The organism is Neobacillus sp. SuZ13, from assembly GCF_030123365.1.
Taxonomy (GTDB): Bacteria; Bacillota; Bacilli; order Bacillales; family Cytobacillaceae; genus Neobacillus.
The window spans coordinates 1,458,458-1,484,590 of the sequence record NZ_CP126107.1; the positions used below are offsets into that span (position 1 = coordinate 1,458,458).

Below are 26,133 nucleotides of genomic sequence, written 5' to 3' on the forward strand. Positions count from 1 at the left end.
CTACAATAAAATGAATATCGTACCGCTAATCTTTAGGCATTATAACGGTTTTTAGATTTTAGCCTTTTTTATTTCCCTTATTAGTACTTTTATCATAAAATAAAGTACACGAGTATTTACTTTTTGCCCTATGAGAATTCTTTTGGATTTAAGTAAATGCTAAGGCAGTATCTGCTTGGGGGTATTTTGTCCCTTCAATCTGGAAAACGGAAGGGAGAGGTTTAGATGGAGATTGAACGCATTAATGAAAATACAGTAAAATTTTACATTTCATATGGTGATATAGAAGAACGAGGCTTTGACCGTGAAGAAATCTGGTACAATCGGGAACGAAGTGAAGAACTCTTTTGGGAAATGATGGATGAAGTTCATGATGAAGAGGAGTTTGTAATTGAGGGTCCTCTTTGGATTCAAGTTCAAGCACTTGATAAAGGTTTAGAAATCCTTGTTACTAAAGCACAACTATCAAAGGATGGTCAAAAGTTTGAATTACCCATTCCAAATGACAAACTAAAAGATCTTCCAGTTGATGAGCAAATTGATGAGATTCTGGACCATCATTTCAATCCTAATCATACAGATGAGGAAGATATATTGCTTGAGGAAGAAACATTAGAATTCCTCATTGGTTTTAAAGATTTTGAGGATGTCATTAGTTTATCCAATCGAGCAGGTTTAGATGATTTAGTGACAAAGCTATATCATTTTGAGGGGAAATATTTTCTATTTACAGAATTTCCTGAAGACTTGTTTGAAGAAGATGAAATTGATGATATATTAAGTATTTTACTTGAATACGGTTTCGAGACACAACTTACGATACATCGAATTCAAGAATACGGAAAAGAGATAATTTCTGATAATGTTTTTGCTGAATTGCGCAAACATTTTCGCTAACTAATGTACCGATTTCGATATTGAAATCGGTATTTTTAGCATTAATTATTTTGGAAATAAATTCTGGCAGGTGAGGACACTGAAAAACACAGTAAGGGTTATTCTATATTTGCTGCTATTATCCGTACTATGGTTTTTCTTTAAGGATCGTTTAGCTAGTGGAATATTCGGTATCCTAAGTGTACTTGTTACACTGTCGGTCATATTCATATCCATTGTAATTTTCCTTGAAAACCGTCATCCAACGCAAACGATCACATGGTTAGTGGTCTTAGGCAGTTTCCCGTTAGTTGGTTTTATTTTTTACCTCCTGTTTGGAAGGAATTATCGTAAGGAAAAGATGTTTAGAAAAAAATACTTCTTAGATAAACAAGCTTTTTTGACCGTTGAAGGGGAAGAAGATCCAAGAAATGATGAAAAACTTAGTTTAATGGGTGAGCATCAAGGGAAATTATTTAACTTGGCTCAAAAGCTAGGGAATAGTCCTATCTCCTTTGACACAGCTACAAAAATATTAACAAACGGTGACGAAACCTTTCAGCATATTATTGAGCAAATAAAAAAGGCTAGACATCACATCCATCTGGAATATTATATTGTTCGTCACGATCATATTGGGCAGGAAATAAAAAATCTATTAATTGAGAAAGCCCATCAGGGTGTTAAGGTACGTTTTTTATATGACGCTGTAGGTTCTTGGCAACTTTCAAAATCTTATATTAATGAACTTAAAAATGAAGGGATTGAAATGGTCACTTTTGGACCTGTAAAACTCCCATTTTTAAATAATAAATTTAATTTCCGTAATCACCGTAAAATGATCATCATTGATGGAAATATCGGCTTTGTTGGCGGGTTGAATATTGGGGATGAATATCTGGGTAGAAATAAACAGATAGGGTTTTGGCGTGATACGCATTTAATGCTTCGAGGAGAAGCCGTAAGAACGTTGCAGTTAATATTTTTACAAGACTGGTATTATATGACCAGTCACAGTTTCTTAACTGCTGAGTACCTATCACCTCAGATTGATGACGAAAGTCACGGTGGGGTGCAGCTCATTGCTGGAGGACCGGATAATGAGTGGAGTGTGATTAAAAATATTTTTTTCTCCATGATTGCAAGTGCAGAGAAATCAGTTTGGATTGCATCCCCTTATTTTATTCCTGATGAAGATATTTTTTCAGCCATAAAAGTAGCTGCACTTAGTGGCATTGATGTAAGACTTCTTGTACCTAATAAACCAGATAAACGGATTGTCTTTCACGCTTCCCGTTCATACTTTCCGGAACTTTTGGAGGCAGGGGTAAAGGTCTATGAATATGAGCGGGGGTTTATGCACAGTAAGATTGTCATTGTTGATAATGAACTAGCCTCGATCGGGACATCAAATATGGATATGAGAAGTTTTCATTTGAATTTCGAAGTAAATGCTTTTTTATTCCGTACCAATAGTACACAAAAGCTTGTTGAGGAATATTTAAATGACCTTGAATATACCAAACAGTTGGATAAAGCAACCTTTGATGACAGACATCTTGGTTTTAAGGTTCTTGAATCGACAGCAAGACTTCTCTCGCCATTACTCTAAACTTATAATAAACTCGTCAATGGCGAGTTTTTTTATCTTTTTTAAAGGTATTTATCGAATTTTGACGAATTAACATTATGAAAGGAGGTGTGAATTTATTGCTAACTGCTCAAACAAAAATGGGTGTATCTATCTGTCTCGGCCTTGATTACAAAAAAGATACTCTTTTAGAACTTCGCAGTAAAGAAGAATTTTTTTGCCCTATTTGCGGGGAAAGCGTTTTACTCAAATTAGGGAATCAGCGTATTTTTCATTTTGCCCATAAGCAAGGTGGAGTTTGTCATGATTTTTATGAAAATGAATCCATATATCACATGGAGGGCAAACGTCAACTCTATCAGTGGCTCGTGAAACAAAAGATCCCTTCCATATTAGAGTACTACGATAAGGAGATTCAGCAGAGACCTGACATAATGTTCAAGTTTAATGGAGAGAAATTTGCATTAGAGTATCAATGCTCAACGATTCCAGAAAGTATACTTATCAAAAGGACCAATTCATATCTTCAGAACGGTTATCATCCCATATGGATTATATCTAGCAACCAAATCCGTACGAAAAGAAATAATATGGTTGTTTTATCCAACTTTCAATACCTATTTTTACGTACCACTGCCGCAGGAAAGTTTTATATACCATCATATTGCCCCGATAAACAGCAATTTCATTTTGTTGGATCCATTACCCCTTACTCAATAAAAAATGCCTTCGCACATCATTCTTTTTACCCAATAAGGAAAATGGATATAAAAGATCTATTAGAACCAAAGATCAACAATCAAATAGATTTTTCTAGTTGGAACAAGCAAATTGAAAAATTTCTTCTTAATTGGACCCTCCATCCTAGTAAACAGCATCATTCATTTCTTCATGAAATCTATAACAGAAACCTTAATCTTTTCCTACTACCGACAGAAATAGGCCTTCCAATCCCTCATTCACTAGTCATTCAAACTTCGCCGATTATTTGGCAAACCTATTTATTTATTGATTGTATTGACAACAAGAATATTGGTGATTTAATAACCCTACAGGAATTATCCTTCCATTTCAATAAAAGGATTCACAGAAATGAAATAGTCTTAAGAAATTTACCACAAGCTAAAACAGGGACATCGTTATCTGCCATACTTGACTATCTTTTATTGTTAGAGCAAATGGGTATCTTTACGAAAATGGGAGAAACCACATTCAAATTGAAACGAAAAATATTTATTCCTAGGACAAATCGAGAAAAGGAAGAATCAAAGGTTTTATTTTCTCAAAAATATCAGCGTTTCCTATCGAATAGATAAATGAAAACAAACAGAAGGGCATACTATATAGAGGTGTAAAGAGTTTCCTTTCTGTCAATTGCTAAAAGGAAATTGGAAAGGTAAGGAGAATACTATGTAATGATGCTTTCTATCACAGGTAAGAATAGAATGGAGGATGAAGGATGGCAAATGAAACAGCAACAAAATCACTACCAGCAAGAAATGAGATCCCTGAACAAGACACATGGAAATTAGAAGATATTTTTGCAGATGACAAGGAATGGGAGAAGGAATTTCAAGAAGTAAAAAGCCAAATCCCAGGAATTAAAGAATTTGAAGGGAAATTAGGTGAAAGTGCAGAGACACTTTATAAAGCGCTTCAATTCCAAGATAAACTGTTAGAACGAATTGGAAAGCTTTATACATATTCACATATGCGTTATGACCAAGATACAACAAACTCTTTTTATCAAGGCCTGGATGACAGAATGAAAAATATGTATTCACAAGCAGCGAGCCAATTAGCTTTTATTGTCCCTGAAATTCTTTCATTGGATGAGAGCCAAGTAACCAGTTTCTTAAGTGAAAAAACAGAATTAAAACTCTATGAGCATGCACTAGCCGAAATTAACCTGCAAAGACCACATGTCCTCACTGCAGAACAGGAAGCGTTGCTTGCAGAAGCCAGCGAGGTGATGGATGCTTCTAGTAATACGTTTGGGATGTTGAATAATGCAGACCTTGAATTTCCATCTATTAAAGATGAAAATGGTGTTGAGGTCGAAATTACCCATGGCCGCTATATTCGCTTTTTGGAAAGTGAAGACCCGCGGGTAAGACATGATGCATTCAAAGCTGTATACAAGACATATGGTGATTTTAAAAATACCTTTTCAAGTACATTAAGTGGTAATGTGAAAAAGGATAATTTTAATGCAAGAGTAAGAAAGTATGATTCAGCGAGACATGCTGCACTTTCTGCGAACAATATCCCAGAAAGTGTGTACGATAACCTAGTAAACACGGTTACTGATCATCTTCATTTATTACATCGATATATAAAGCTTCGTAAAAAAGTCCTGGGTCTTGATGAACTTCATATGTATGATTTATTTACACCTCTTGTCAAAGATGTAAAAATGGAAATCAAATACGAAGAAGCGAAGGACTTAGTGATTAAAGGGTTAGCTCCATTAGGCGAGGAATATGCGAAAATACTTACTGAAGGATTTGAAAATCGCTGGGTCGATGTGCATGAAAATAAAGGCAAGCGGAGTGGTGCGTATTCATCAGGTGCATATGGGACACATCCATACATTTTAATGAACTGGCAGGATAATGTAAATAATTTATTCACACTTGCCCATGAATTTGGCCATTCCGTACACAGTTTCTATACTCGAAAATCACAGCCGTATCCTTACGGCAATTATTCAATTTTCGTTGCAGAGGTGGCTTCGACCTGTAATGAAGCACTTTTAAACGACTATTTATTAAAAACAATTGATGATGAGCAAAAACGTATATACTTACTCAACCATTATCTGGAAGGCTTTAGAGGGACAGTGTTCCGTCAAACTATGTTTGCTGAGTTTGAACATATGATCCATCAAAAAGCACAAAATAACGAAGCTTTAACGGCTGATGCGTTAACAGAAAGTTATTATGCATTAAATAAAAAATATTTTGGCGAAGAAGATATTGTAATAGATGAGGAAATCGGATTGGAATGGGCGAGAATTCCTCATTTTTATTACAATTACTATGTTTATCAGTATGCAACTGGTTTTAGTGCGGCTACAGCGCTAAGCAAGCAAATTTTAGAAGAGGGCGAACCAGCGGTAAAAAGGTATATTGACTTCCTAAGTGCAGGAAGCTCAGATTATCCGATTGAGGTATTGAAAAGAGCTGGCGTCGATATGACTAGTGCAGATCCAATAAAAAATGCTTGTAAGGTTTTTGAAGAAAAACTGAATGAATTAGAGCAATTATTAACACAAGCATAATGAAAGGGATGGTGCCAAACTGGCTCCATCCCTTTCTAAAATCCTCTAAATTTTTTCCGGTCATTAATGTAATTAATGAAGATAAATATTGATACAAATAATATAGGGGTACTGAATAATAAAGGGAAAATCTTTAACAGTGCAAGAATTTGAAGAAAAAAAGCAATAAAAATAAAAACAATCATAAGCGTTAAAGGGAATTTTCTCATATAAAAAGGCCACCCTCATAAAAGTGAGTTTCATTTCTTTTACTACTATGTCTATTGTCCATTCAGTGAATTTATGATAATTTGACAATTATGTGAAACAAAGCACATACTTATTGCCGCACCTGGAAATAGCGTGTTATATTATACACATGAAGTTGATCACAACAAACACAAACCCCTTTGTTTGACCGTGAAAAATTTCTCCCATCCCCTTTGTTCGTATAATAGAAAAATGCCTTGCAGTAGAATCTGCAAGGCATTTTTGTTTATGAAAAGGATAGTTAAAGTTTATTGCTTATTTGGGCACCCTGTTGATTGGAGCAGAAGGCACGAAGACTCCTGCGGGAGGACGGGGCAGGGGAGACCCCGCAGGAGCGCAGCGACGAGGAGGCTCCCGGACCGCCCGCGAACCGCTCGTGCCTGGAGCGGAAATCAACAGGCAGTGTAACAGAGCTATAAAAAAATAAAGCATACCGTTGAACGGCATGCTTCTATTGTTCGATATATCTCCAAAACGTACCATACTTTGCTGGAATTTGTTCCACCACTTGCTTTAAAAGAAGCTTTTTCATTTCCTTTTCAATTTGAGAAATCGACATATTATAAACAACAGCAATTTCTTTTGATGCTACAAATTTAAAAAATTTCAAAAACGTTTCTAATGGCGGTGGAGGAGATTGGATTGGTTTTTCAGAAAGCATTTCCTCTAATATTTGAACATACACCTCATAGGGGTAGGATCCGGTAATCTTAATTCCTTCATCCTCTACATTTTCATTAAAAAATACTAAAGTAGGGATTTCTTGTACATCCATTTCAGAGGTGATTTTCAGATCGCATTGGAAAGCTTTTGCTGCACTTTCAGAATGGATATCATACATGAATTCCTCCACATCCAAACCTAGGCTCCCAGCGCAATCTTTTAACACCTCAAGATTAGAAACATTTAGTTTCTCTAAAAATAATCCCTCTTGGATTCTCCGCAAAAAACGGAGTCCAGCACGTCGCCCTTGTAATTCTGCTGCTTTTAGAGCGATGGAAACAGTATAAGGAGAATCGACAGGATTCTCTAACCATAGGCTTCCATCACATGACATTCCTGACCTGCTAGCAGTCTTCTCCCATACCTGAGCGATATTCTCAAAATTCTTTTTCTTGCTTATATTTAAATCGGCTAATCGTCCACTTAAAATATGCTTAATTGAAAAATAACGTCCATATTCGATTTGCAACTTCTTTAAAATCGGCTCTAATGCCCAACATTCAGGACATAAAGGATCAATAAACATGTATATCTCAATCGGCTTTTTATCACTGCATTGCCGCTTTGCACTCGAAGATTTTGAACTATTCACTTTCTTCACCTGTGGTCTTGCCATCGTTAGGCGTATTAATCATATGTTGTGCAGTAAGATAAAGCCGTGAATAAAATTCATCTCTTAAAGGACCCTCTAAACCTACTTTGTCCATAGCTTCTGACATGCATGCTAGCCAGGCTTTGGCGCGTATAGGGGTAACTGGAAATGGCAAATGACGTGCACGCATCATTGGGTGGCCATGTTCCTCAGTATACAATGCAGGACCGCCTAAATATTGAGTTAAGAATTGCTTTTGTTTCCGAGCAATTTCTGTAAATTGATTTGGGAAAATTGAAGCAAGGTCAGGATGTTGTGCAACAAGGCCATAAAAAGTGTCCACAAGATGGTGTAATGTTTCTTCACCAATGGATTCAAATGGTGAAAGCTTTCTTTCAATCATGTTGCCAACTCCCTTAAATGTATTATGTAGATTTATTTTATCAATGCAAATTTCATATCTCAAATGAATTGCTTTGAAAATGGAAATTTGTCAATTAAACATATTAATAATGTATGCCAAGTGAGCATTTCTTAATAGAAAAAGCAGGAATTTGAAAGTTGAAAATAACTCCAACTAATAAAAATCTACATTTGAATACGTTTAAGATTCATTTCAGTTTAATGATGACCTTTTCTTTGTCTATTGTTCAGAGTTCTGGTCATCATCTGCTTGATGATGACCTTTTCCTCGGTTATTGTTCAGAGTTTTGGTTATCCTCGGCTTGATGATGACCTTTTCTTTGGTTATTGTTTAGAGTTCTGGTCATCATCGGCTTGATGATGACCTTTTCCACGTCTATTGTTCAGAGTTTAGGTCATCATCAGCTTGATGATGACCTTTTCTTTGGCTATTGTACAGAGTTGTGGTCATCATCGGCTTGATGATGACCTTTTCCTCGGTTATTGTTCAGAGTTTTGGTTATCCTCGGCTTGATGATGACCTTTTCTTTGGTTATTGTTTAGAGTTCTGGTCATCCTCGGCTTGATGATGACCTTTTCTTTGGTTATTGTTTAGAGTTCTGGTCATCCTCGGCTTGATGATGACCTTTTCCACGTCTATTGTACAGAGTTTAGGTCATCATCAGCTTGATGATGACCTTTTCTTTGTCTATTGTTCAGAGTTCTGGTCATCATCTGCTTGATGATGACCTTTACCTCGGTTATTGTTCAGAGTTTTGGTTATCCTCGGCTTGATGATGACCTTTTCTTTGGTTATTGTTTAGAGTTCTGGTCATCATCTGCTTGATGATGACCTTTTCCACGGCTATTTTACAGAGTTTAGGTCATCATCTGCTTGATGATGACCTTTTCTTTGGCTATTGTTCAAAGTTTAGGTCATCATCTGCTTGATGATGACCTTTTCTTTGGCTATTGTACAGAGTTTTGGTCATCATCTGCTTGATGATGACCTTTTCTTTGGCTATTGTTTAGAGTTCTGGTCATCATCGGCTTGATGATGACCTTTTCCTCGGTTATTGTACAGAGTTCTGGTCATCCTCGGCTTGATGACGACCTTTTCACGGCTATTATTCAGTGTCTGGGTCTTATTGGTTTGTTTGCTGGTATTTTCGGTTATAGAAACGGCGAATTTTATTTTCTGTTAAACGAGCGGGGATCTTAAATTGTTCTAACAGTTCAATAAAGATTTTCTCTCCATTCTGATAGTTTTTAACCTCATATTCTAATTCATAATCTTCTGTATCTAGATAGATACTATGGTCCAATACCAATAATCCTTTCTGATACTCGAATTCAACTCGCTCGGTTATTAATGAACCAAAATATTCAAGTGTTGAAAATGGAATCTCGCTTTCTTCTATAAGTCTTTGAATGATTCCTATGGGAAGTTTTCCAAAACGAAAGGCCAATTGTGCTTCAGCTTCACTGATTGTCTGATTGGTCTCTAGAAGACCGACATCTGCTGGCTGTTTTAAAGTCATTTCGAAGTTTAAACCTTTTTTACGAATCCTTAGTGCAGTCTCTTTACTCTTTAAAGAAAAATTTGGTGTATCAAAGTAATGGTTTTCCTGTTTAAAAATTTGATTTGTATCTACCTTAAAAAACTTAAGCAAATGTTCATATTCATTTTTAGTTAGAATATTTTTAAATTCAATTTCAATATTTTGCGTCATGTGTCCATCAACCTTTCTTAAGGGGTATATTCTTTATTAGCTCTTTTCTAACCTAACATCAATCCTTGGGTGAAATCGTGAATTATGCTAAAATAAGGGGGTAAATAATGGAGGTATAAACGATGAAAAAAAGAATAATGATCGAAAAGTCATACATAATTGAAGAGAAACTAATGTTAGAAACAAATGAGAGCATCCTTGAATTGGTTCCCGGGGAACAAATTCTTGTAGATTCTGACCAATTTTCTTTCATTTACTTAATGGAAGATAAAGATGATTATACATATATCGTGTTAAATGAACAAATCTGGCCAGACCTAAAAATTGCAAACGAAAATAAATTACCTGTATGGGTTACTTTTAACGAAGAGAAAAAAGAACTTGAAAACTTCCAGGATGAATTTAATTATGTGCTAACTAATATTTCGGGTAATAGTAATTATGGGAAAGAAATGGTTACAAAAGTAGAGCATATTTTCTTAACATAACTTGTTTTAGAGGTGAAATTATGAAGCATTGGGACCAATTTCTAGCCCCATATAAACAGGCGGTTTCAGAGTTAAAAGTAAAATTAAAGGGGATGAGAGGTCAGTTCGAACTTGATGCTACTCATTCACCAATTGAATTCGTTACAGGAAGAGTTAAACCAATTGCAAGTATTCTTGATAAGGCAAATCAAAAAGGGATACCACTTGAAAGATTAGAAGAAGAAATGCAAGATATTGCGGGAATGCGCATTATGTGTCAATTTGTTGATGACATTCACACAGTTGTCGATTTACTCCAAAACCGTAATGATTTTGAAATAGTTGAAGTTAGGGATTATATCTCACATAAAAAAACAAGCGGTTATCGGTCGTATCATGTTGTGATTCGCTACCCTGTTCAAACTATTCATGGCGAAAAGAATATCTTGGCAGAAATTCAGATACGAACACTTGCGATGAATTTTTGGGCGACAATTGAACATACATTGAGCTATAAGTACAAAGGGATATTTCCAAGTGATATCCAAATGCGGCTGCAAAGAGCAGCTGAAGCAGCGTTTCGTTTAGATGAAGAAATGTCATTAATTCGCGGTGAAATACAGGATGCTCAAGCCTTTTTTACAAGGAAGAAAGAATTGAAACAGGAAGAGAAGGACTGAGCCATACGAAAGTCGATTTAAAAGCCATTCGCACAAGGAGCCAAAATCTATGAAATTTGCGATTACATCAAAAGGAGATCAAAAGTCAAATATATTAATGCACAAAATGAGGACGTATTTACTTGATTTTGATCTTATATACGATGAAGACCAACCTGATATAGTTGTTTCCATTGGAGGTGACGGCACGCTTCTTTATGCATTTCATCGCTATAGCAGCCGTTTAGATAAAACTGCTTTTGTTGGAATACATACTGGACATCTTGGGTTTTATGCTGATTGGATTCCGGATGAAATTGAAAAGCTAGTGATAGCGATTGCGAAAACACCTTATCAGGTTGTCGAATACCCTCTGTTAGAGGTGATAATCCGTTATTCTCATGCTGGAAAGGAATCAAGGTATCTGGCCTTAAATGAATCAACTGTAAAAAGTGTTGAGGGAACACTGGTTATGGATGTGGAGATTCGTGGACAGCATTTCGAACGGTTCCGTGGTGACGGCTTATGTGTTTCAACCCCTTCAGGCAGTACGGCCTATAATAAGGCCCTTGGCGGGGCGATTATTCATCCATCAATAGCTGCCCTTCAAATTGCGGAGATGGCATCAATTAATAACAAGGTTTTTAGGACGATCGGCTCGCCGTTAATTCTTCCAGCTCACCATAATTGTATGCTTAAACCAGTCAATCGCTCAGATTTTCAGGTTACAATTGACCACCTGACAATGCTTCATAAGGATGTTAAATCCATTCAATTTAGAGTGCCTGAAGAAAAAATCCGCTTTGCCCGCTTCCGTCCATTTCCGTTTTGGAAAAGAGTTCATGATTCCTTTATTTCAGATTAAGAGGCAGGTGCAGTTGTAATGTCTCAGCAATTTCAAATGAAGTGGGTCATTGGTGAAAGCGATGCTGGAAAGTTGGTTAGGGAATTTTTAAAAGAGGAAGAGATTTCTCGGACGGCTTTAACAGATATAAAGTTCAAAGGTGGTAATATCCTAGTAAATGGTGAAGAAGTAAATGTCCGCTACCGTTTAGCATGGAGCGATATATTAACCGTGATTTTCCCCAGTGAAAGTCCGAGCGAGGGGCTTTTGGGTGAAAATGTTCCTTTATCGATTCTTTATGAAGATGAGTATTTGTTGGTAGTAAATAAATCAGCAGGAATGAACACAATTCCGTCCAGAGAACATCCTGGAGGCAGTTTGGCGAATGCACTGATTGGTTATTATCAACGGTGCGGTTTGCAAGCTACTACGCACATTGTCACACGGCTTGACAGGGACACTTCAGGAATTGTTCTGATTGCTAAACACCGCCATGTACATCATTTGTTTAGTATGATGCAGCAGAGCGGTCAAGTTAAGCGGACATATGAGGCATTTGCAGAGGGTGAAATGCAACAAGATAATGGTACGATAGTGGCACCTATTGGCCGTAAAGATGACAGTATCATTGAGCGGGAAGTTCGTAAGGGGGGACAATATGCGTGTACTCATTATCAAGTACTTGCAAGGTATAATGGATTTACGCATTTGGAACTTATGCTTGAAACGGGACGAACCCATCAAATTAGAGTCCATATGTCTTTTTTAAATCACCCCTTACTTGGGGATGATTTATATGGAGGAGATATATCACAAATAAATCGACAGGCACTTCATTGTAAAAAAATATCCTTTATTCACCCATTTTCAAACGATGAAATGATATTTACTGCGCCATTACCTAGCGATATGGGTAACTTATTAAAGGCTGACCTACTTGATTAAGAGGCAGCCTTTTTTATATGTTCGCAATACTTCTTAATCAAATTGTTTAAATTTTTCCTCCACATATGGCATAGTAGAGGTAACTGATACCAATTCCATCTCTGGATATCTTAAGGCTGTAAGTTTCCCGCCAAAGACTGCACCAGTATCAATATTGTACGTATTATTTATGTACCTAGGCTCTTTAACGGGCGTATGTCCATAAATGATACAGGGCTCACCATGATACTCCTTCGCCCAATCTCTTCTGATTGGAGACCCATCTGGGTGTTTTTTACCTGTGATATCCCCGTAAAGGACAAATTCCTTAACTTTCCCATGGGATTGTCCGATAAATTCTTGTTTAATCCCTGCATGGGCAATAACAAGCTTCGTATTGTCTAATACTAAATAGAGTGGAGCTTTTTCATATAGTTCAACAAATTTTTTTCGAATGGATTGCTGTTCTTTTTTATATAATGATTCATACTCAGCAACGGTTGTTTCAAGCCCATGTGCAATCTGAACCTTGTTGCCTAGGAAGAACCGATATAACTTATTACAATGATTCCCTGGTGTATAGTAAGCCTTTTTTTCTTTCAGCACCAACTTCCAAACAATTTCGATTACATGAAGGGAAGCAGGTCCACGGTCTGTTAAATCACCAAGAAAACCAAGTACTCTGTTTTCGTGAAGGGGGATTCCATTCACCCATTTATAGCCAAGCTTTAACGTGTGTTCCTGGAATTCTGCTAAACACCCATGGATATCACCGATTACATCAATTTTCATTGGATCAACTCCTTTTCCCTCATATTTTTAGTCGAAGCGTTGGATTTTATAAATAGAATTCCTACTTAATGATTGAAAGGAGTCATTTTATGGAGCAGCATGTTTCCGTTATCTCTCTGTTAATTGTTGTTACAATGGCATTTATTACCCCCATTCTTTTACACAGATTTAAATTAAATTTTATACCTGTTGTTGTTGCTGAAATTATCATGGGACTTGTCATAGGGAAGAGTGGTTTCGATGTAGTTCATGAAGATATATGGCTTTCCACCTTATCGACACTTGGTTTTATTTTTCTCATGTTTTTAAGCGGGCTTGAAATAGATTTTAAAGCCTTTGCTGGAGGGAATAAGCGTAAGGTGCTTCCTAATGGGAAAAGGGAGCCAAATTCATTTGTTGTGGCGTCACTAATCTTTGCCGGAGTTTTTATCTTCTCTCTCGGACTATCCATTGTCTTTGTCATGGCAGGTTTTATTGAGAATGCCTTTTTAATGACGCTAATCATTTCGACGATATCATTGGGGGTAGTCGTTCCAACCTTGAAAGAGGCCCATTTGATGAAAACTGTAATTGGCCAAATTATCTTATTGGTTGCGGTCATTGCAGATTTAGTAACAATGATTTTACTGGCTGTGTTTGTTTCGTTAAATGAATCAGGGCATGGGAATACGTGGCTGTTACTTATATTGTTTGCAGCGGGTATCGTTCTTTATTTTCTTGGAAAAAGATTTAAAAATCGTACGTTTATTGAATCACTGTCAACGGGGACCGTCCAAATTGGTACGAGGGCAGTTTTTACACTGATCATTGTTTTAGTTGGGCTTTCTGAAACAGTTGGTGCTGAAAATATATTAGGGGCGTTTCTAGCAGGTGTACTTGTATCCTTGTTAGCACCTAATCAAGACCTTGTACATAAGTTGGATTCTTTTGGTTATGGATTTTTGATTCCTATCTTTTTTGTCATGGTAGGAGTAAATCTTGATATTTGGTCGCTTTTTAGTGAAAAAAAGCTTTTGTTATTAATACCGCTTTTATTAGTTGGGCTGCTTTTCTCAAAACTTGTACCAGTTTACCTATTGAAAATTTGGTATGATTTAAAAACAGTCATTGCATCTGGTTTTTTGCTCACATCAACGCTGTCACTCGTCATTGCGGCCGCTACAATTGGAGAAAGATTAGAAATCATATCAGCGGAGATGAGTGGAACACTAATTTTAGTAGCAGTAATCACGTCTATTTTCACACCAATTGTTTTTAAAAAGTTATTCCCAAAAGAAGCGGTTGCAAATAAAAAGGTTAGTGTATCGTTCTTAGGAGCCAATCAGACGACACTGCCTGTTTCACGAGAAATAAAGTCAGGTCTGTATGATCCAATCCTTTACCATACCCAAATGGAGAAATCAGATAAACAAATTGCCGATTCACTATTTGAAATCGTTGAAATTCCTAATTATTCACTTGAAACGTTGGAGAATACAAAAGTTTTTCAATCAGAGGTTGTCGTGATATCAACAGGTGATGAAAGGCAAAATGCAGCCTTGTCGATCGCTGCAAAAGTAAAAGGGGTATCTAGGGTCATTGCACGAATTGAAAGTCCAGATATCGAGGAAAATTTACGTGAACATAATATAGAAATGTTTTCGACATTTATGTCAACAAAAGTGTTACTTAGGGCATTGATTGAATCACCAACCTTAATCAACATACTTACTAATCAAGAGACAGGTCTTTATGAGATTGTCATGATGAATAGCCAATTTAATGGGATGTCATTACGGAAGTTTCCCTTTACGGGCGATATCATTTTTGTACGAATTTTTCGGGGCAAGGATTCAATCGTTCCTCATGGAGATACAGAACTAGAGATGAAAGATCGATTAATCGTTACTGGCTCGAAGGAGTATGTTGATGAGTTAAAAAGAGAATTGGAATTTTGCGAGACCTGCTAATTATTATTGAAAAAGACTATGTTAGAGCTAATTGTTTAATTCAACAGGTTATTTAACAGAGCCTTGAAAAAATGTAAACTTTTCATTTATGACAAATTAGTGTAAAATTAGTACCAAGTACTAATATCATGTGTAATTTTAGGAGGACTTTTTCAATATGAATCTTTCTTTATCTGGAAAAACATACGTAGTAATGGGTGTAGCCAATAAACGAAGCATCGCGTGGGGAATTGCCCGCTCACTGCACAATGCAGGAGCAAGATTAATTTTTACCTATGCAGGTGAAAGGTTAGAAAGCAGTGTCCGTGAACTGGCAGGTTCTTTAGAAGCCGAGGGGACGATTGTTTTACCTTGTGATGTGACAAACGATGAGGAAGTTGCAAAATGCTTTGCTGAAATCAAAGAATCAGTAGGTTCCATTCATGGAGTAGCACACTGCATCGCATTTGCAAATAAAGAAGAATTAAGTGGTGAGTATTTAAACACAACTAGAGAGGGCTTTTTGCTCGCTCACAATATCAGCTCATATTCCTTAACTGCTGTAGCGAAAGAAGCAAGAGGATTAATGACTGAAGGAGGAAGTATTGTCACATTGACATACTTAGGCGGCGAACGTGCCATCCAGAACTATAATGTTATGGGTGTAGCCAAAGCTTCTCTTGATGCTAGTGTTCGTTACTTAGCTGCAGACCTTGGTAAAGAAAATATTCGTGTTAATTCAATTTCTGCAGGTCCAATTCGTACCTTATCCGCAAAAGGGATAAGTGATTTTAATTCCATCTTAAAAGAAATTGAAGAAAGAGCACCATTACGCCGAGCAACAACTCCAGAAGAAGTTGGCGACACTGCCGTGTTTCTTTTCAGTGATCTATCAAGAGGAATTACTGGAGAAAACATTCACGTTGATTCCGGATACCACATCCTATAACTCGGGAAGCACACGTTTGAGTAAAAATGGAGGTCCGTATTTATACGGGCCTTTTCTTATGCAAATTTTTAATTTTTTTGTGACCTGTATGGGCCTCTAGCATAAATATATTCTAAAGGTTTATGTAAATGGAGGTGCTAAGAATGTCCGAAGAAAAGAATAAAGGACCATTATTATATATACATCAGCCGTTTGTAAGAACTACTGCCACTAATATGCAAGACACATACTCAATAAGACAGGACCTAGTGATTGAAGAAGAAAAGCCAAGCGAGGAGGAAGGAAAGACGATAATCTCACTTGCAAAAAAGGAACTAGGACCAGAGCAAATAATTAAAGACGAAACTAAATTAGATAAACCATCAATAACACCAAATTCGAATTCACCTGGAACAACATCCAAATCGCCTCAAAAAAGGGAGCGTGCATTCTTTAATCGGGTAAAGCCCTTTAAAGAAATGAATATCGAAGAACGCTTAGATTATTTAAAAAACTATCCGAGGGTCCTTCCACCAGCTCCATGCGTTTTTGTTACCGAGGAAGATAACTATCAAGGGTATCTGAGCGAATACGATGGTCAAGATGTGACGATTCGATTTCATGATCAAACAATTAAAACCGTGCCTGTACATGCACTTATAAATATATTCTTAATCGGGCTCAGGAAATAGTTGGACCATAAAAAAGCCAGCCGTTTTACCGACTGGCTACATTTTTAGCTACAAATTCCTAAGTTTACATCAGCAATACATTGCACTGCACAGAAGCAACTTAAGTCAACTGTAATACAGTCGTTACTTGCGCGGAAGCGTTCAACCTGACAAACTTTGTCTAGATTGATGCAGCATTTATCCCCGCCGGAAACCAAGTTAACTGGACAGAAAGTTCCACCTTCGCGGCGTCCTGGTACTAACACACGAAGTGTAGCACAGCAGTTATCAAATACATCTTCTACGCGGAAGTAGATGGATACACATGCATTATTTTCATTACTAAAAAATGCATGGAATGGCGAACCATCCGCAGTACTTAGCACAAATACGCGAGTATCGACAGGATCTCTCCTCACTGGTGACACCAATGATCCTAGCGGCTCAGCAAAGCAACTAGAACACTCTGGGCATTCGTCCTCCATTACAGCATTATCTTGGATATCCTTAATGGCACGAACGACTTCACAAACGCAGTTACCATGACGAAAATCATGATTATTTCCACAACCCATAAATATTTCCTCCTTATTCCGATATATTTCTTACAATACTAAGATATTTAACAGAGCAGTTTTGGGACACGGACAATCGCCTTATTTAAGTAAATTAGGCTTGATAATAAAGGTCTTTGAAAGGATCCTCCAATATGAAAATAACCTTATTAAACTTGCTTCTTCTTTCGCTGGCGAGCTTTAGGCTGACAAGGTTACTTGTTTTTGACAAAATTACCGAGTTTATTCGGGTTCCTTTTTTTAATGAAATAAATGAAATAAATGAGTACGGAGAAATGGAAGTTTATTACGTACCGAAAGAAAAGGGAGTCAAAAAATTTTTCGGAGAACTTCTTAGCTGTTATTGGTGTACAGGAATATGGACTTCGATCGGAATTGTTAGTTTATCCATGCTATTCCCAGTCTTTTCATTCCCAATTATCTTAATTTTGGCTGTTGCGGGAAGTGCTTCTATAGTGGAGACCATTGTGCAGTTTTTTATCGAAAAATAGTGGTGTCCGCTGAGACAAGGCTTAGAGATTGTTCATATTCTATATCAGTGAACATAGAATTGACAGCGAGGGAGAGAGAATCATGAGTCAAAAGAAAAGGAGAACTCAATCAACTGACTATGACTATTCACAATCAATTCAATCGTCACAATCGACCAACATGTATCAACCATCAAAATCGATAAAGCAAAAAGGAACAGGTTGTGGCTGTGGGAAAAAAACTTCAAGGTAAGTAAGAGGAACTGTCAGATTCGCTGGCAGTTTTTTATTTTTCATAAACAATAGATAAATTATAAGTTATTCCTCATAATTTTAATCATTGTCGAAAAAACTACATAGTAGTGGTAAATATAAAATGGAACAAGGGATGGGAATCATATGGGAGCAATTCATCGCTGGGTATTACTCGCTTGTTTGTTGGTACTTTCCTCCTGTGGACAAAACCAACAGGTTAAGGATAGCCAATTAACTCTTATGAAAACAACGAATCCTAGCCCAATCGTTACACAAAAGAATAAAAGTAATGATCATGTTAAAGACATTGAGCAGGATGTCAGTTCGTTTCCAGAATTATATGATGTGGCTGTTGTGAAAGGAAAGAAAGATACACTAGTTGTTTATAAGGTTAAGCATTTGTATCGTTTTAAAATGAAAAAAATTGAAAAAAATATCAACAAAATGCTGGAACAAAAATATCCCGATGAAAACTTTACAATCTCAAGTGACTATAAAATTTTTCTAGAAACAGTCAGACTTGATGAAAAAATGAAATCCTCTAAATATACAGCTAAAAATGCTGAAAACCGTTTTAACGAAATCGTTAATATGACAAAAGATTTGAAGTAAGAAAGGAAGAAAAAAGATGGCAACGAGTAAACAAAAAAATATGACACCCCAGCAGCGCAACTATCAACAACTTCAACAGAAGCATGAAATTAAACGGCCTGTCCTGAAGAACTGTATTAAGGCATTTTTTGTTGGTGGTATAATTTGTGTGATCGGTCAAGCCATCAGTTATTTTTATATTTATTATTTTGATTTTACTGAACAGAGTGTTGGAAATCCAACTGTAGCAACCATGGTATTTTTATCTATGTTACTAACTGGATTTGGAGTTTACGATCGACTTGGACAATTTGCCGGGGCCGGAAGTGCTGTGCCAGTTACAGGCTTCGGAAATGCAGTAATATCTGCAGCTATAGAGCATCGAACAGAAGGCTTTGTTTTAGGAGTGGGTGGAAATATGTTTAAGCTTGCGGGGTCAGTCATACTCTTCGGTGTTTTCTCGGCATTTGTTGTCGCACTGATAAAGACCCTGCTGGTGATTTGGGGGGTATTGTAAATTGTTAAAAGGACACCAATCATGGATATTTACAAATCGGCCAATGATCACCTCTACCGGGGTTACCGGTGGACCGTTTGAAGCCAATGGTAATTTAGCAGAGGATTTCGATTTACTATATGAAGACTTGTGGATGGGGAAGGAAACTTATGAAAAAGCACACCGGTTACTATTAGAAGAGGCGATTAAAACAGCACTAAATAAAAGAAATATGGAAAAAGAACAGATCCAATTTTTATTTGCAGGAGATTTAATTAATCAAATAACACCAACCAGTTTTGCCGCAAGGACCATGCAGATTCCTTATTTTGGACTATTCGGTGCATGTTCTACATCCATGGAAGGGTTGGCTCTGGCTTCATTTGTTGTAAATTACCAGGGAGCAAAATATGTTCTGACAGGTGCATCCAGTCACAATGCAGCCGTAGAGAAACAGTTTCGCTACCCAACAGAGTATGGAGGTCAAAAACCGCCGACTGCACAATGGACTGTAACAGGAGCAGGTGTGGCACTTGTGCAGCCTAATGAGCCTGGGCAGGTATTTCCGGTTACAACCTCGGCTACGATCGGAAAAGTAATTGATATGGGTTTAACAGATCCCTTTAATATGGGAGGGGCGATGGCTCCTGCGGCAGCCGATACCATTATTGCTCATTTCCGTGATTTGCAATTAGACCCCTCTTATTATGACTTGATTGTTACAGGGGACTTAGGCAGGGTCGGTCACGATACAGCCTTTGAACTAATTAACAAAAGTGGTCTCGAATTAGAACGAGGACAATTCCAAGATTGCGGGCTATTAATGTATAAGGATGATCAACCAGTACAGTCTGGGGGAAGTGGGGCCGGTTGCTCAGCAACAGCCTTGTACGGCCATTTATTGAACCAGTTGAAAAAGGGTACATATAAACGGATTTTAGTAGTCGCAACAGGCGCATTGCTGTCCCCGCTCAGCTTTCAGCAAAACGAATCAATTCCATGTATTGCACATGCTGTTGCCATTGAAATGAATGGAAGTGAGGGGTGATCCTATGTTAGCAATGTTTTTTTGGGCATTTGTCATTGGCGGGCTAATCTGCGTGATCGGGCAGCTATTATTTGATGTTGCAAAGCTTACTCCTGGTCATACTCTGAGTTTGCTCGTGGTGATTGGCGCTGTATTAGATGGTTTCGGTCTTTATGAACCACTCGTTGACTTTGCTGGGGCAGGTGCTACCATTCCAATTACCAGTTTTGGGAATTCCTTAGTTCATGGGGCAATGCAGGATGCAGAGAAACATGGACTTATTGGCGTATTGACTGGGATGTTCCAAGTGACCAGCTCTGGAATCTCAGCAGCGATTATTTTCGGATTTATCGGCGCATTAATATTTAAACCTAAGGGTTAAACTAAACATTTTTGAATCCAATTTACTTAAATAGATGTCGCGCCTACACACAGTAGAAGGTAATTTCATATGTTATTAATGAGATTACAGAAGTGAGGTGACATTCTATGTTTGGATATGGCGGCTGTGGTTACGGTTACGGCGGTGGATACGGCTACGGTTCAACTTTTGTATTAATCGTCGTATTATTCATCCTTTTAATCATTGTTGGTGCAAGCTTCTATTAATAGATAGTGCTTGTTTAGGGAAATGGGTTGGCTTGAAAAAGGAGCCAACCCTTTCGCTTTGTTTCCTGAAAAGTGCCTAAGGCACGTACGCTTTTCCAATTTTTATTCACCAAATTATCCATCCTTCATACAATAAAAGTAGTTTATGAAGGAGCGTGATCTTTGAATATGGATAATGGATTTTTTAAAAACATTGAAAAGAAAACGGGCGTAAATATGAAAGATATCTTTGAATTAGCTAATTCATTACAAAATGCGAACTTTAAAGATGAAGAAACAGTCCGTAAAGTAATCTATCGTGTTTCTGATATTGCCAAAAAACCGGTAAGTAAAGAAATGGTAGAGCAAATTGTTAAGTCCATTGTTAATGATGGCAAGCAACTTGATCTCAATACGATTTCTAATATGATTAATAAAAAATAAAAAGAGAAGACCTCCTTCCTAAATTAGGATGAGGTCTTCTTCTTTTTAGTTAGAGGTGCAATAAACCGCGAGCGATGTGCTTTTTTTCCTCGTCTATTTTCTGGAACGGAGATAAAAAGCTGATCCTTAGCTCGAGTCATTGCTACGTAAAATAATCTTCTTTCTTCCTCAAGCGCGGTAAAATCGCCATTTCGATACGCTTCTAGTGCAAAATCGTGAGGCAAACTGCCGTCGACAGCACCGACAATATAAACCGTTTTGTATTCGAGACCTTTTGAACGATGAATCGTACTAAGACTAATGGCTTCATGAAAATGTTTACTTAAATTCTTAATTTCTTTGTTCATAGCCGACATATGCTCTGCATGAGCAAGGAACGTTTCAATTTTATCGAAGCTTTTTGCAGCCACTTTTAGGTCTTTAAGATCGTCAGAGCCTTTTTCAAGCTGATTTGACTCGTTACCCCTTTTTTTCAAGAAATCAAGAAACCCAATATCTTTTTCGACTTTTTCAAGTGCTGAGTGTGGGGATGAATGTTTCAATCCCCGAATAATCGTGACCGCTTTTTTTAATTTCTTTTCTTGAAAAGCATGGGCGGTAGTTAAGTGGCTAAGCGCTTCAAGCAGGCTGCAATCGTTTAGAATGGTCTGTGCTTTTAATTCTTTAAGGACTGTTTGCTTTAGAAATAACAAAGGTAATATCTCAGACATAGCTTGTGGGTCATCTTCATTTAAGCTCACCTTGAGAAAGGAGAGGGCGCTTCTAACGATATAACGATCGTAAAAAGCTTCTGCATCTAGATCAATCTTAAATGGAAGGTTAGAGCAGGCTAGTCTTTCAAACACCGCACGCGAACCAGCATTGGTTCGATAAAGAATGGCAAAGTCGGAAGGGTTTGCTCCAAAAGATATCTGCTCTTGTATATCTGTGACAACCATCGTTGCTTCTTCCTCTTCATCATAGGGAAAAAATAACTGTGGAAGTGCTCCTGAAGAAAACTGTGCCTTCATTTTCTTTGATCTTCTGATTTTATTCGCCGCAATCATCTGGTTCGCTGAGGAAACAATTTCATGTGAAGATCGATAATTTTGATCAAGTGTGACCAATTTTGCGTTGGGAAAATCCTTTTCAAACTGTAGTAAATAACTAGGGTCACTTCCTCTAAATGAATAAATGGCTTGATCATCGTCACCAACCGCACAAACATTTTTATGTTTTGCAGATAATAGTTTGATGAGTTCGTATTGGACCTTATTTATATCCTGAAACTCATCAATTAAAAAATAATGAAAACGATTTTGATACTGGTCAAGAAGGGAGGGGGATGAGATAAACAAATGATAGCAGCCAATCAGCATATCATCAAAATCAAACAGTCCCTCTTTTTTCTTATAGTCCTCATATTTTTTATATAAAATGGCCGTTTTTTCTTCCCAATCAGAAGTGGGCTTCACTTCAGTTGGCATTAGCAGAGAGTTCTTCCAAAGGCCAATTTGCTGAAGCGCTAAATCATAGGCAAACTCTTTTTCAGATAAATCCAGTTCTTTTCCAGCTTCCTTCAGGATTTTGTCTCGCTGCCATTCTTTTTTTAAAAGTTTGCCTGATGACCAATTATGTGCGTCGTGGAACATCAGGATGCGATAAAAAATACTGTGAAAAGTACCAGTAACCAGTTGATTAATTTTATCGCGTTTTATTTGTGGATATGAAAGCAGTCGGTGCTTCATTTCTGTTGCCGCTTTTGATGTGAAAGTGACAAGCATGATCGTTTTTGGGTCGATGAGTTTTTCAGTCAGCATATATGCTGTTCGTACTGTTAACACCCGAGTTTTACCACTTCCGGCACCAGCAAGTACCAACAGAGAGCCATCTGTCTCTTTGACAGCAGCAGCCTGACTTTCATCAAGAACAACTCCATTTCCTGCAAGTCGTTGTAAAAAAGGTGAGAGTTCCTCCTGAGTGTTTTTATCTGGCAGGTTAAATGGAACAGAATATTCAATTGACTTGGCGGCATTGAATTGGTCAATTATTTGCGGGGTTTTTGTAATCGTCCTACCCTTTGGGATGTTAAATCCATTCAATTCAGTAGTCGGTTGTAGATCAGCCTTGTCGAGCATGACAGCGGGCTCTGAACAATGTTTTTCAGGTGAATGTGTATGGAAAAAATGGGGTTCCTTGTGAATACCTAAAAACAAGCGAACGTTTTCGTTACAGATTGGACAATTTAAATGACCATTTTTTCCGGCAAGAAATATTTTCTGATACTGGTCCCTGCTTAATTGCTCAAGGACAATATTCTGATTTTGATAAATCGCTGTTTTCATAATTTTTTATCCTCTATATCCAAAAATCAAGACATGTTCTATCATATCAAAACCTTGGAGGAACTAAAAGAGGTTCTTTGACATTGATGGAATTACCAAAAAAGCACTTGACGCTGCCACGCCAAGTGCTTCAAAAAGTTATAATTTTTTTACCATCGTTTTATGTGGAATTCCTGCATCCATAAATTCTTCTGAGACAATCTCATAACCAAGTCCCGAGTAAAATGGAATAGCCTGGGTTTGAGCATTAAGCTTTAATTTATGAATATCTTTTTCACGTGCATAGTTTTCAATCGTATTCATAATCGCTTTTCCTGCCCCAGTTTTTCTTGCCTCTTTCAAGACACAGATTCGTTCGACTTTACCATAACCGTCAACGAAACGAAAGCGACCAGCACCAACTGGAGAACCTTCATGGTACATGATAAAATGTTTTGCATCGTTTTCATAGGCGTCGATTTCCTCTTCAAGTGGGACCGCCTGTTCTTCAACGAAAACAGTTTTCCTAATAAAATAGGCATCTTCAAGTTCTTTTTGATTTTCTACAATCTTTACTGTCACTTAAACTGTTCCTTTCCAAGACGAAATGTTTCATAAACGGTCCAGGAACCATTTTCTAATTGATAAAGAAGATGGAAACGATCAATCGTTTCTTCATGGTTAATCGCGGTCATACGTAGTGAACCAAATACATCAGAATGTTCATCATTGGAAAGTTGTTGACCAATGGTGATATGCGGAACAAATGCATATTCTAAGTTTTGCTCTGTAAATTCTTGATTAACTTCGTTATGCAAAGCGGTTAGTTCGTCCGATTTTTCGACTTTAAAATAAATAACATTGTTTACGGGCTTAAATGAGCTGATTTTCGAAGTTTTTAATGTAAATGCATTGTGACTTGCAGCCAATCTTCTTAATTTATCTGCATATTCTCTCGCTTCTTCTTCGGACGCCTCAAATGCATTTTTCAATGTTAAGTGTGGCGTAATTAAAGCATAATGCGGGTCATAACGTTTTCGATAGGAATTAGCTAAATCCTGTAGTTTTTTTGATGGAAAAATAACAACTCCAAATTTCATACGTATACCTCCATTTAGATGAACTTCCTTTTTACAATATAAACAAAAATTAACCTTCCTAATATTATAGCAAATTTTCAAAATATATTAAATGACTTAGCATGATGTTGATATTTGTTAAATTAAAACAACATTTTAAGGGCGCGCCGTAAATCAGGCTGCCAGTACTTCCAGGTATGATTACCGCTAAACTCTTCATAAAAATATGTAATGGGTTTCTCTGAAATTATTTTTGAAAGGTCCCTGTTCGGGGTTAGGAAATCTTTAAGACTGCCGTCCGTTGTCTGAACTTCCGTTTCTTGATTCCCAATTACATGATAGAGTTGTAATAACTGCCCCTCTGAGAAGTTCTTAACAGCGCTTAAAATACTTTCATCCACATATGGAGAGTGTAATAGGACTTTTCCAAATGTATGTGGGTATTGAAGCGCTGTCATTAAAGAAACAGCACCGCCAAGGGAGTCGCCTATTAGTGCTCTTGTTGAGCCCATTTGATAGGTAGGAAACTCTTGATCAAGAAAAGGAACTAATTCATGGGCTAGGAACCGAATGTATTGTTGATTCTGAGAGCCATTTGGATGATATTTCTTGCGGCGGTCTTCTACATTTTTATAGGGTACCCCTACAATGATTAAATTTTCAATTTCTCTTTGAAAAAGAAACTCGTCTGCCAATCGCGCGATTCTGCCAAGCTGAAAATAGTCTCGGCCATCCTGGGCGATTAACAGCGAGTATTTATATAGCGGTGAGTAGTTTGCTGGCAGATAGACAAGGAGCTGGATATCCTCTCCAAGTTCTGCACTATAAATGGTAAGTTCATTGATGGTTCCTTTTGGAAACGCCATGTGATAAATCCCCCCGTGATTCGATCTCTACCACTGCATTATAACAAAACTAAAGTGGAAATGCTTTTAATATAGGGGGAGGAACTGTGGTGTGAATGCGGTTGTGAGGATTAGTGAAGGTAGCGGTAGTTGGTACGGGATTCAGGCATAATGGATAATATATTTTCACGTTTGAAGGTGCGCATTTGTTTTCGGAGCAGACAAAAGGCGCGAATATATTCGTCATTCACTTCCTTCACAATCAATTTCCGTTGGGACAATTCTTGGTTGTCAGCTAGGTAAATCATTTCTAATGGAATATTTTCCTCAATTGAACGCATGAAAAGCCCTTCCATCTGGATCACTCCTTTCTTGGTTTATAGTATTATTATATCCAAACATTTGTTCTTTATTCAAGGATATTAGAACTAATGTTCTTATTGGTATATGTGATTGGTTTTAATAGATATTTATATGGAAAAATAAAAATGGTATTGACATTTTTATTATTTTTACTATAATTAGATTTGTAGTTAAATAAGAGATCTGTTAGCTCAGCTGGGAGAGCGCAACCTTGACAGGGTTGAGGTCGGGGGTTCGAACCCCTCACAGGTCATCAACCAAAATCCTAAAATCTTAATGATTTTAGGATTTTTTCTTTTTTAAGAATTAAATGATCCGTTTAAATGAATTTATTATTTTTGAAAATATTGGTTTGTTAAATGCGAAAAACAGCAAAAAAGACTTATCACTAGATGAAAGTGCAGTCTTTTTGCTGTTTTTGTTATTTCTCTAGAA

At 37.2% G+C, this 26,133-nt stretch carries 28 protein-coding genes and 1 tRNA gene; 19 read left to right on the top strand and 10 right to left on the bottom strand.

Features of this window, described 5'->3' with window-relative positions; all coding sequences use genetic code 11:
- Window positions 1-225: 225 nt before the first annotated feature.
- The 4 genes from mecA (at window position 226) to pepF (ending at window position 5,750) form a co-directional block, all read left to right on the top strand.
- Window positions 226-897 (top strand): adaptor protein MecA, encoded by a 672-nt coding sequence (gene mecA / locus QNH17_RS07000; RefSeq protein WP_283878023.1) that lies wholly within the window; start codon window positions 226-228, stop codon window positions 895-897.
- A gap of 79 nt (window positions 898-976) precedes the next feature.
- On the top strand, window positions 977-2,488 hold the full coding sequence (cls, locus tag QNH17_RS07005) for a cardiolipin synthase (protein ID WP_283879449.1): 1,512 nt from the start codon (window positions 977-979) through the stop codon (window positions 2,486-2,488).
- A gap of 98 nt (window positions 2,489-2,586) precedes the next feature.
- A complete protein-coding gene (locus QNH17_RS07010; protein WP_283878024.1) occupies window positions 2,587-3,783 on the top strand; it encodes a competence protein CoiA in 1,197 nt (398 codons plus the stop codon).
- 143 nt (window positions 3,784-3,926) lie between these two features.
- On the top strand, window positions 3,927-5,750 hold the full coding sequence (pepF, locus tag QNH17_RS07015) for an oligoendopeptidase F (RefSeq protein ID WP_283878025.1): 1,824 nt from the start codon (window positions 3,927-3,929) through the stop codon (window positions 5,748-5,750).
- Window positions 5,751-6,450: 700 nt separating this feature from the next.
- On the opposite strand, the gene QNH17_RS07020 is transcribed toward pepF, so the two are convergent.
- From QNH17_RS07020 to QNH17_RS07030, 3 genes are all read right to left on the bottom strand, one after another.
- A complete protein-coding gene (locus QNH17_RS07020) occupies window positions 6,451-7,338 on the bottom strand; it encodes a ClpXP adapter SpxH family protein (RefSeq protein ID WP_283878026.1) in 888 nt (295 codons plus the stop codon).
- On the bottom strand, window positions 7,307-7,717 hold the full coding sequence (locus tag QNH17_RS07025; protein WP_283878027.1) for a globin domain-containing protein: 411 nt from the start codon (window positions 7,715-7,717) through the stop codon (window positions 7,307-7,309). Before QNH17_RS07025 ends, QNH17_RS07020 begins: the two co-directional genes overlap by 32 nt.
- A gap of 1,144 nt (window positions 7,718-8,861) precedes the next feature.
- Window positions 8,862-9,449: a CYTH domain-containing protein gene (locus QNH17_RS07030; RefSeq protein WP_283878028.1), complete on the bottom strand. Its 588-nt coding sequence runs from the start codon at window positions 9,447-9,449 to the stop codon at window positions 8,862-8,864.
- A gap of 122 nt (window positions 9,450-9,571) precedes the next feature.
- Between QNH17_RS07030 and QNH17_RS07035 the strand changes: the two genes are divergently transcribed.
- From QNH17_RS07035 to QNH17_RS07050, 4 genes are read left to right on the top strand one after another with little or no spacing between them, the layout of a single operon-like run.
- Window positions 9,572-9,937 (top strand): UPF0738 family protein, encoded by a 366-nt coding sequence (locus QNH17_RS07035; protein WP_283878029.1) that lies wholly within the window; start codon window positions 9,572-9,574, stop codon window positions 9,935-9,937.
- 20 nt (window positions 9,938-9,957) lie between these two features.
- A complete protein-coding gene (gene yjbM / locus QNH17_RS07040; RefSeq protein ID WP_144553676.1) occupies window positions 9,958-10,596 on the top strand; it encodes a GTP diphosphokinase in 639 nt (212 codons plus the stop codon).
- A 49-nt stretch (window positions 10,597-10,645) separates the two neighbouring features.
- Entirely contained in the window at window positions 10,646-11,440 is a 795-nt protein-coding gene (locus QNH17_RS07045) for an NAD kinase (protein WP_098572462.1), read from the top strand.
- A gap of 18 nt (window positions 11,441-11,458) precedes the next feature.
- Window positions 11,459-12,364 carry an RluA family pseudouridine synthase gene (locus QNH17_RS07050; protein WP_283878030.1) on the top strand — a complete coding sequence of 302 codons (906 nt, stop codon included), beginning with the start codon at window positions 11,459-11,461 and terminating at the stop codon, window positions 12,362-12,364.
- A 33-nt stretch (window positions 12,365-12,397) separates the two neighbouring features.
- Here QNH17_RS07050 and prpE read toward each other — a convergent pair whose 3' ends face one another.
- Entirely contained in the window at window positions 12,398-13,135 is a 738-nt protein-coding gene (gene prpE / locus QNH17_RS07055) for a bis(5'-nucleosyl)-tetraphosphatase PrpE (RefSeq protein ID WP_283878031.1), read from the bottom strand.
- An 89-nt stretch (window positions 13,136-13,224) separates the two neighbouring features.
- On the opposite strand from prpE, the gene QNH17_RS07060 reads away from it, so the two are divergent.
- The 3 genes from QNH17_RS07060 (at window position 13,225) to QNH17_RS07070 (ending at window position 16,683) form a co-directional block, all read left to right on the top strand.
- Complete coding sequence (locus tag QNH17_RS07060) at window positions 13,225-15,084, top strand: monovalent cation:proton antiporter family protein (RefSeq protein ID WP_283878032.1); 1,860 nt, start codon at window positions 13,225-13,227, stop codon at window positions 15,082-15,084.
- A 157-nt stretch (window positions 15,085-15,241) separates the two neighbouring features.
- Window positions 15,242-16,012 carry an enoyl-ACP reductase FabI gene (gene fabI / locus QNH17_RS07065; protein ID WP_283878033.1) on the top strand — a complete coding sequence of 257 codons (771 nt, stop codon included), beginning with the start codon at window positions 15,242-15,244 and terminating at the stop codon, window positions 16,010-16,012.
- A 143-nt stretch (window positions 16,013-16,155) separates the two neighbouring features.
- Window positions 16,156-16,683, top strand: a complete 528-nt coding sequence (locus QNH17_RS07070) for a CotO family spore coat protein (protein ID WP_283878034.1) — start codon at window positions 16,156-16,158, stop codon at window positions 16,681-16,683.
- A 44-nt stretch (window positions 16,684-16,727) separates the two neighbouring features.
- Here QNH17_RS07070 and QNH17_RS07075 read toward each other — a convergent pair whose 3' ends face one another.
- Window positions 16,728-17,237: a CotY/CotZ family spore coat protein gene (locus QNH17_RS07075; RefSeq protein WP_283878035.1), complete on the bottom strand. Its 510-nt coding sequence runs from the start codon at window positions 17,235-17,237 to the stop codon at window positions 16,728-16,730.
- 134 nt (window positions 17,238-17,371) lie between these two features.
- Between QNH17_RS07075 and QNH17_RS07080 the strand changes: the two genes are divergently transcribed.
- The 7 genes from QNH17_RS07080 to spoVIF all read left to right on the top strand — a co-directional run bounded on the left by QNH17_RS07080 (window position 17,372) and on the right by spoVIF (window position 21,108).
- Window positions 17,372-17,728 carry a DUF1360 domain-containing protein gene (locus QNH17_RS07080; protein WP_283878036.1) on the top strand — a complete coding sequence of 119 codons (357 nt, stop codon included), beginning with the start codon at window positions 17,372-17,374 and terminating at the stop codon, window positions 17,726-17,728.
- Between the two features lie 378 nt (window positions 17,729-18,106).
- Complete coding sequence (locus tag QNH17_RS07085; RefSeq protein ID WP_283878037.1) at window positions 18,107-18,574, top strand: sporulation protein; 468 nt, start codon at window positions 18,107-18,109, stop codon at window positions 18,572-18,574.
- 16 nt (window positions 18,575-18,590) lie between these two features.
- Window positions 18,591-19,070 carry a stage V sporulation protein AC gene (gene spoVAC / locus QNH17_RS07090; RefSeq protein WP_098572471.1) on the top strand — a complete coding sequence of 160 codons (480 nt, stop codon included), beginning with the start codon at window positions 18,591-18,593 and terminating at the stop codon, window positions 19,068-19,070.
- Between the two features lies 1 nt (window position 19,071).
- Window positions 19,072-20,097 carry a stage V sporulation protein AD gene (gene spoVAD, locus QNH17_RS07095; RefSeq protein ID WP_283878038.1) on the top strand — a complete coding sequence of 342 codons (1,026 nt, stop codon included), beginning with the start codon at window positions 19,072-19,074 and terminating at the stop codon, window positions 20,095-20,097.
- A gap of 4 nt (window positions 20,098-20,101) precedes the next feature.
- Complete coding sequence (spoVAE, locus tag QNH17_RS07100; RefSeq protein WP_144553697.1) at window positions 20,102-20,458, top strand: stage V sporulation protein AE; 357 nt, start codon at window positions 20,102-20,104, stop codon at window positions 20,456-20,458.
- Between the two features lie 107 nt (window positions 20,459-20,565).
- Window positions 20,566-20,685 carry a YjcZ family sporulation protein gene (locus QNH17_RS07105; RefSeq protein ID WP_283878039.1) on the top strand — a complete coding sequence of 40 codons (120 nt, stop codon included), beginning with the start codon at window positions 20,566-20,568 and terminating at the stop codon, window positions 20,683-20,685.
- A gap of 168 nt (window positions 20,686-20,853) precedes the next feature.
- On the top strand, window positions 20,854-21,108 hold the full coding sequence (gene spoVIF / locus QNH17_RS07110) for a sporulation-specific transcription regulator SpoVIF (protein ID WP_283879450.1): 255 nt from the start codon (window positions 20,854-20,856) through the stop codon (window positions 21,106-21,108).
- Window positions 21,109-21,131: 23 nt separating this feature from the next.
- Here spoVIF and QNH17_RS07115 read toward each other — a convergent pair whose 3' ends face one another.
- The 5 genes from QNH17_RS07115 to QNH17_RS07135 form a co-directional block, all read right to left on the bottom strand.
- Window positions 21,132-23,432, bottom strand: coding sequence for a UvrD-helicase domain-containing protein (locus QNH17_RS07115; RefSeq protein WP_283878040.1), 2,301 nt, complete (start codon window positions 23,430-23,432; stop codon window positions 21,132-21,134).
- Window positions 23,433-23,570: 138 nt separating this feature from the next.
- Window positions 23,571-23,993, bottom strand: a complete 423-nt coding sequence (locus QNH17_RS07120) for a GNAT family N-acetyltransferase (RefSeq protein ID WP_283878041.1) — start codon at window positions 23,991-23,993, stop codon at window positions 23,571-23,573.
- The gene (locus QNH17_RS07125) at window positions 23,990-24,511 is read right to left on the bottom strand and encodes a YjcG family protein (RefSeq protein ID WP_283878042.1); all 522 of its coding nucleotides are present in this window, start codon (window positions 24,509-24,511) and stop codon (window positions 23,990-23,992) included. The genes QNH17_RS07120 and QNH17_RS07125 overlap by 4 nt, the downstream gene beginning before the upstream one ends.
- 122 nt (window positions 24,512-24,633) lie before the next feature.
- On the bottom strand, window positions 24,634-25,356 hold the full coding sequence (locus QNH17_RS07130; RefSeq protein ID WP_283878043.1) for an alpha/beta hydrolase: 723 nt from the start codon (window positions 25,354-25,356) through the stop codon (window positions 24,634-24,636).
- A gap of 110 nt (window positions 25,357-25,466) precedes the next feature.
- Window positions 25,467-25,676 (bottom strand): hypothetical protein, encoded by a 210-nt coding sequence (locus QNH17_RS07135; RefSeq protein WP_283878044.1) that lies wholly within the window; start codon window positions 25,674-25,676, stop codon window positions 25,467-25,469.
- Between the two features lie 202 nt (window positions 25,677-25,878).
- Between QNH17_RS07135 and QNH17_RS07140 the strand changes: the two genes are divergently transcribed.
- A tRNA-Val gene (locus QNH17_RS07140) sits at window positions 25,879-25,951 on the top strand.
- Window positions 25,952-26,133: the final 182 nt, after the last annotated feature.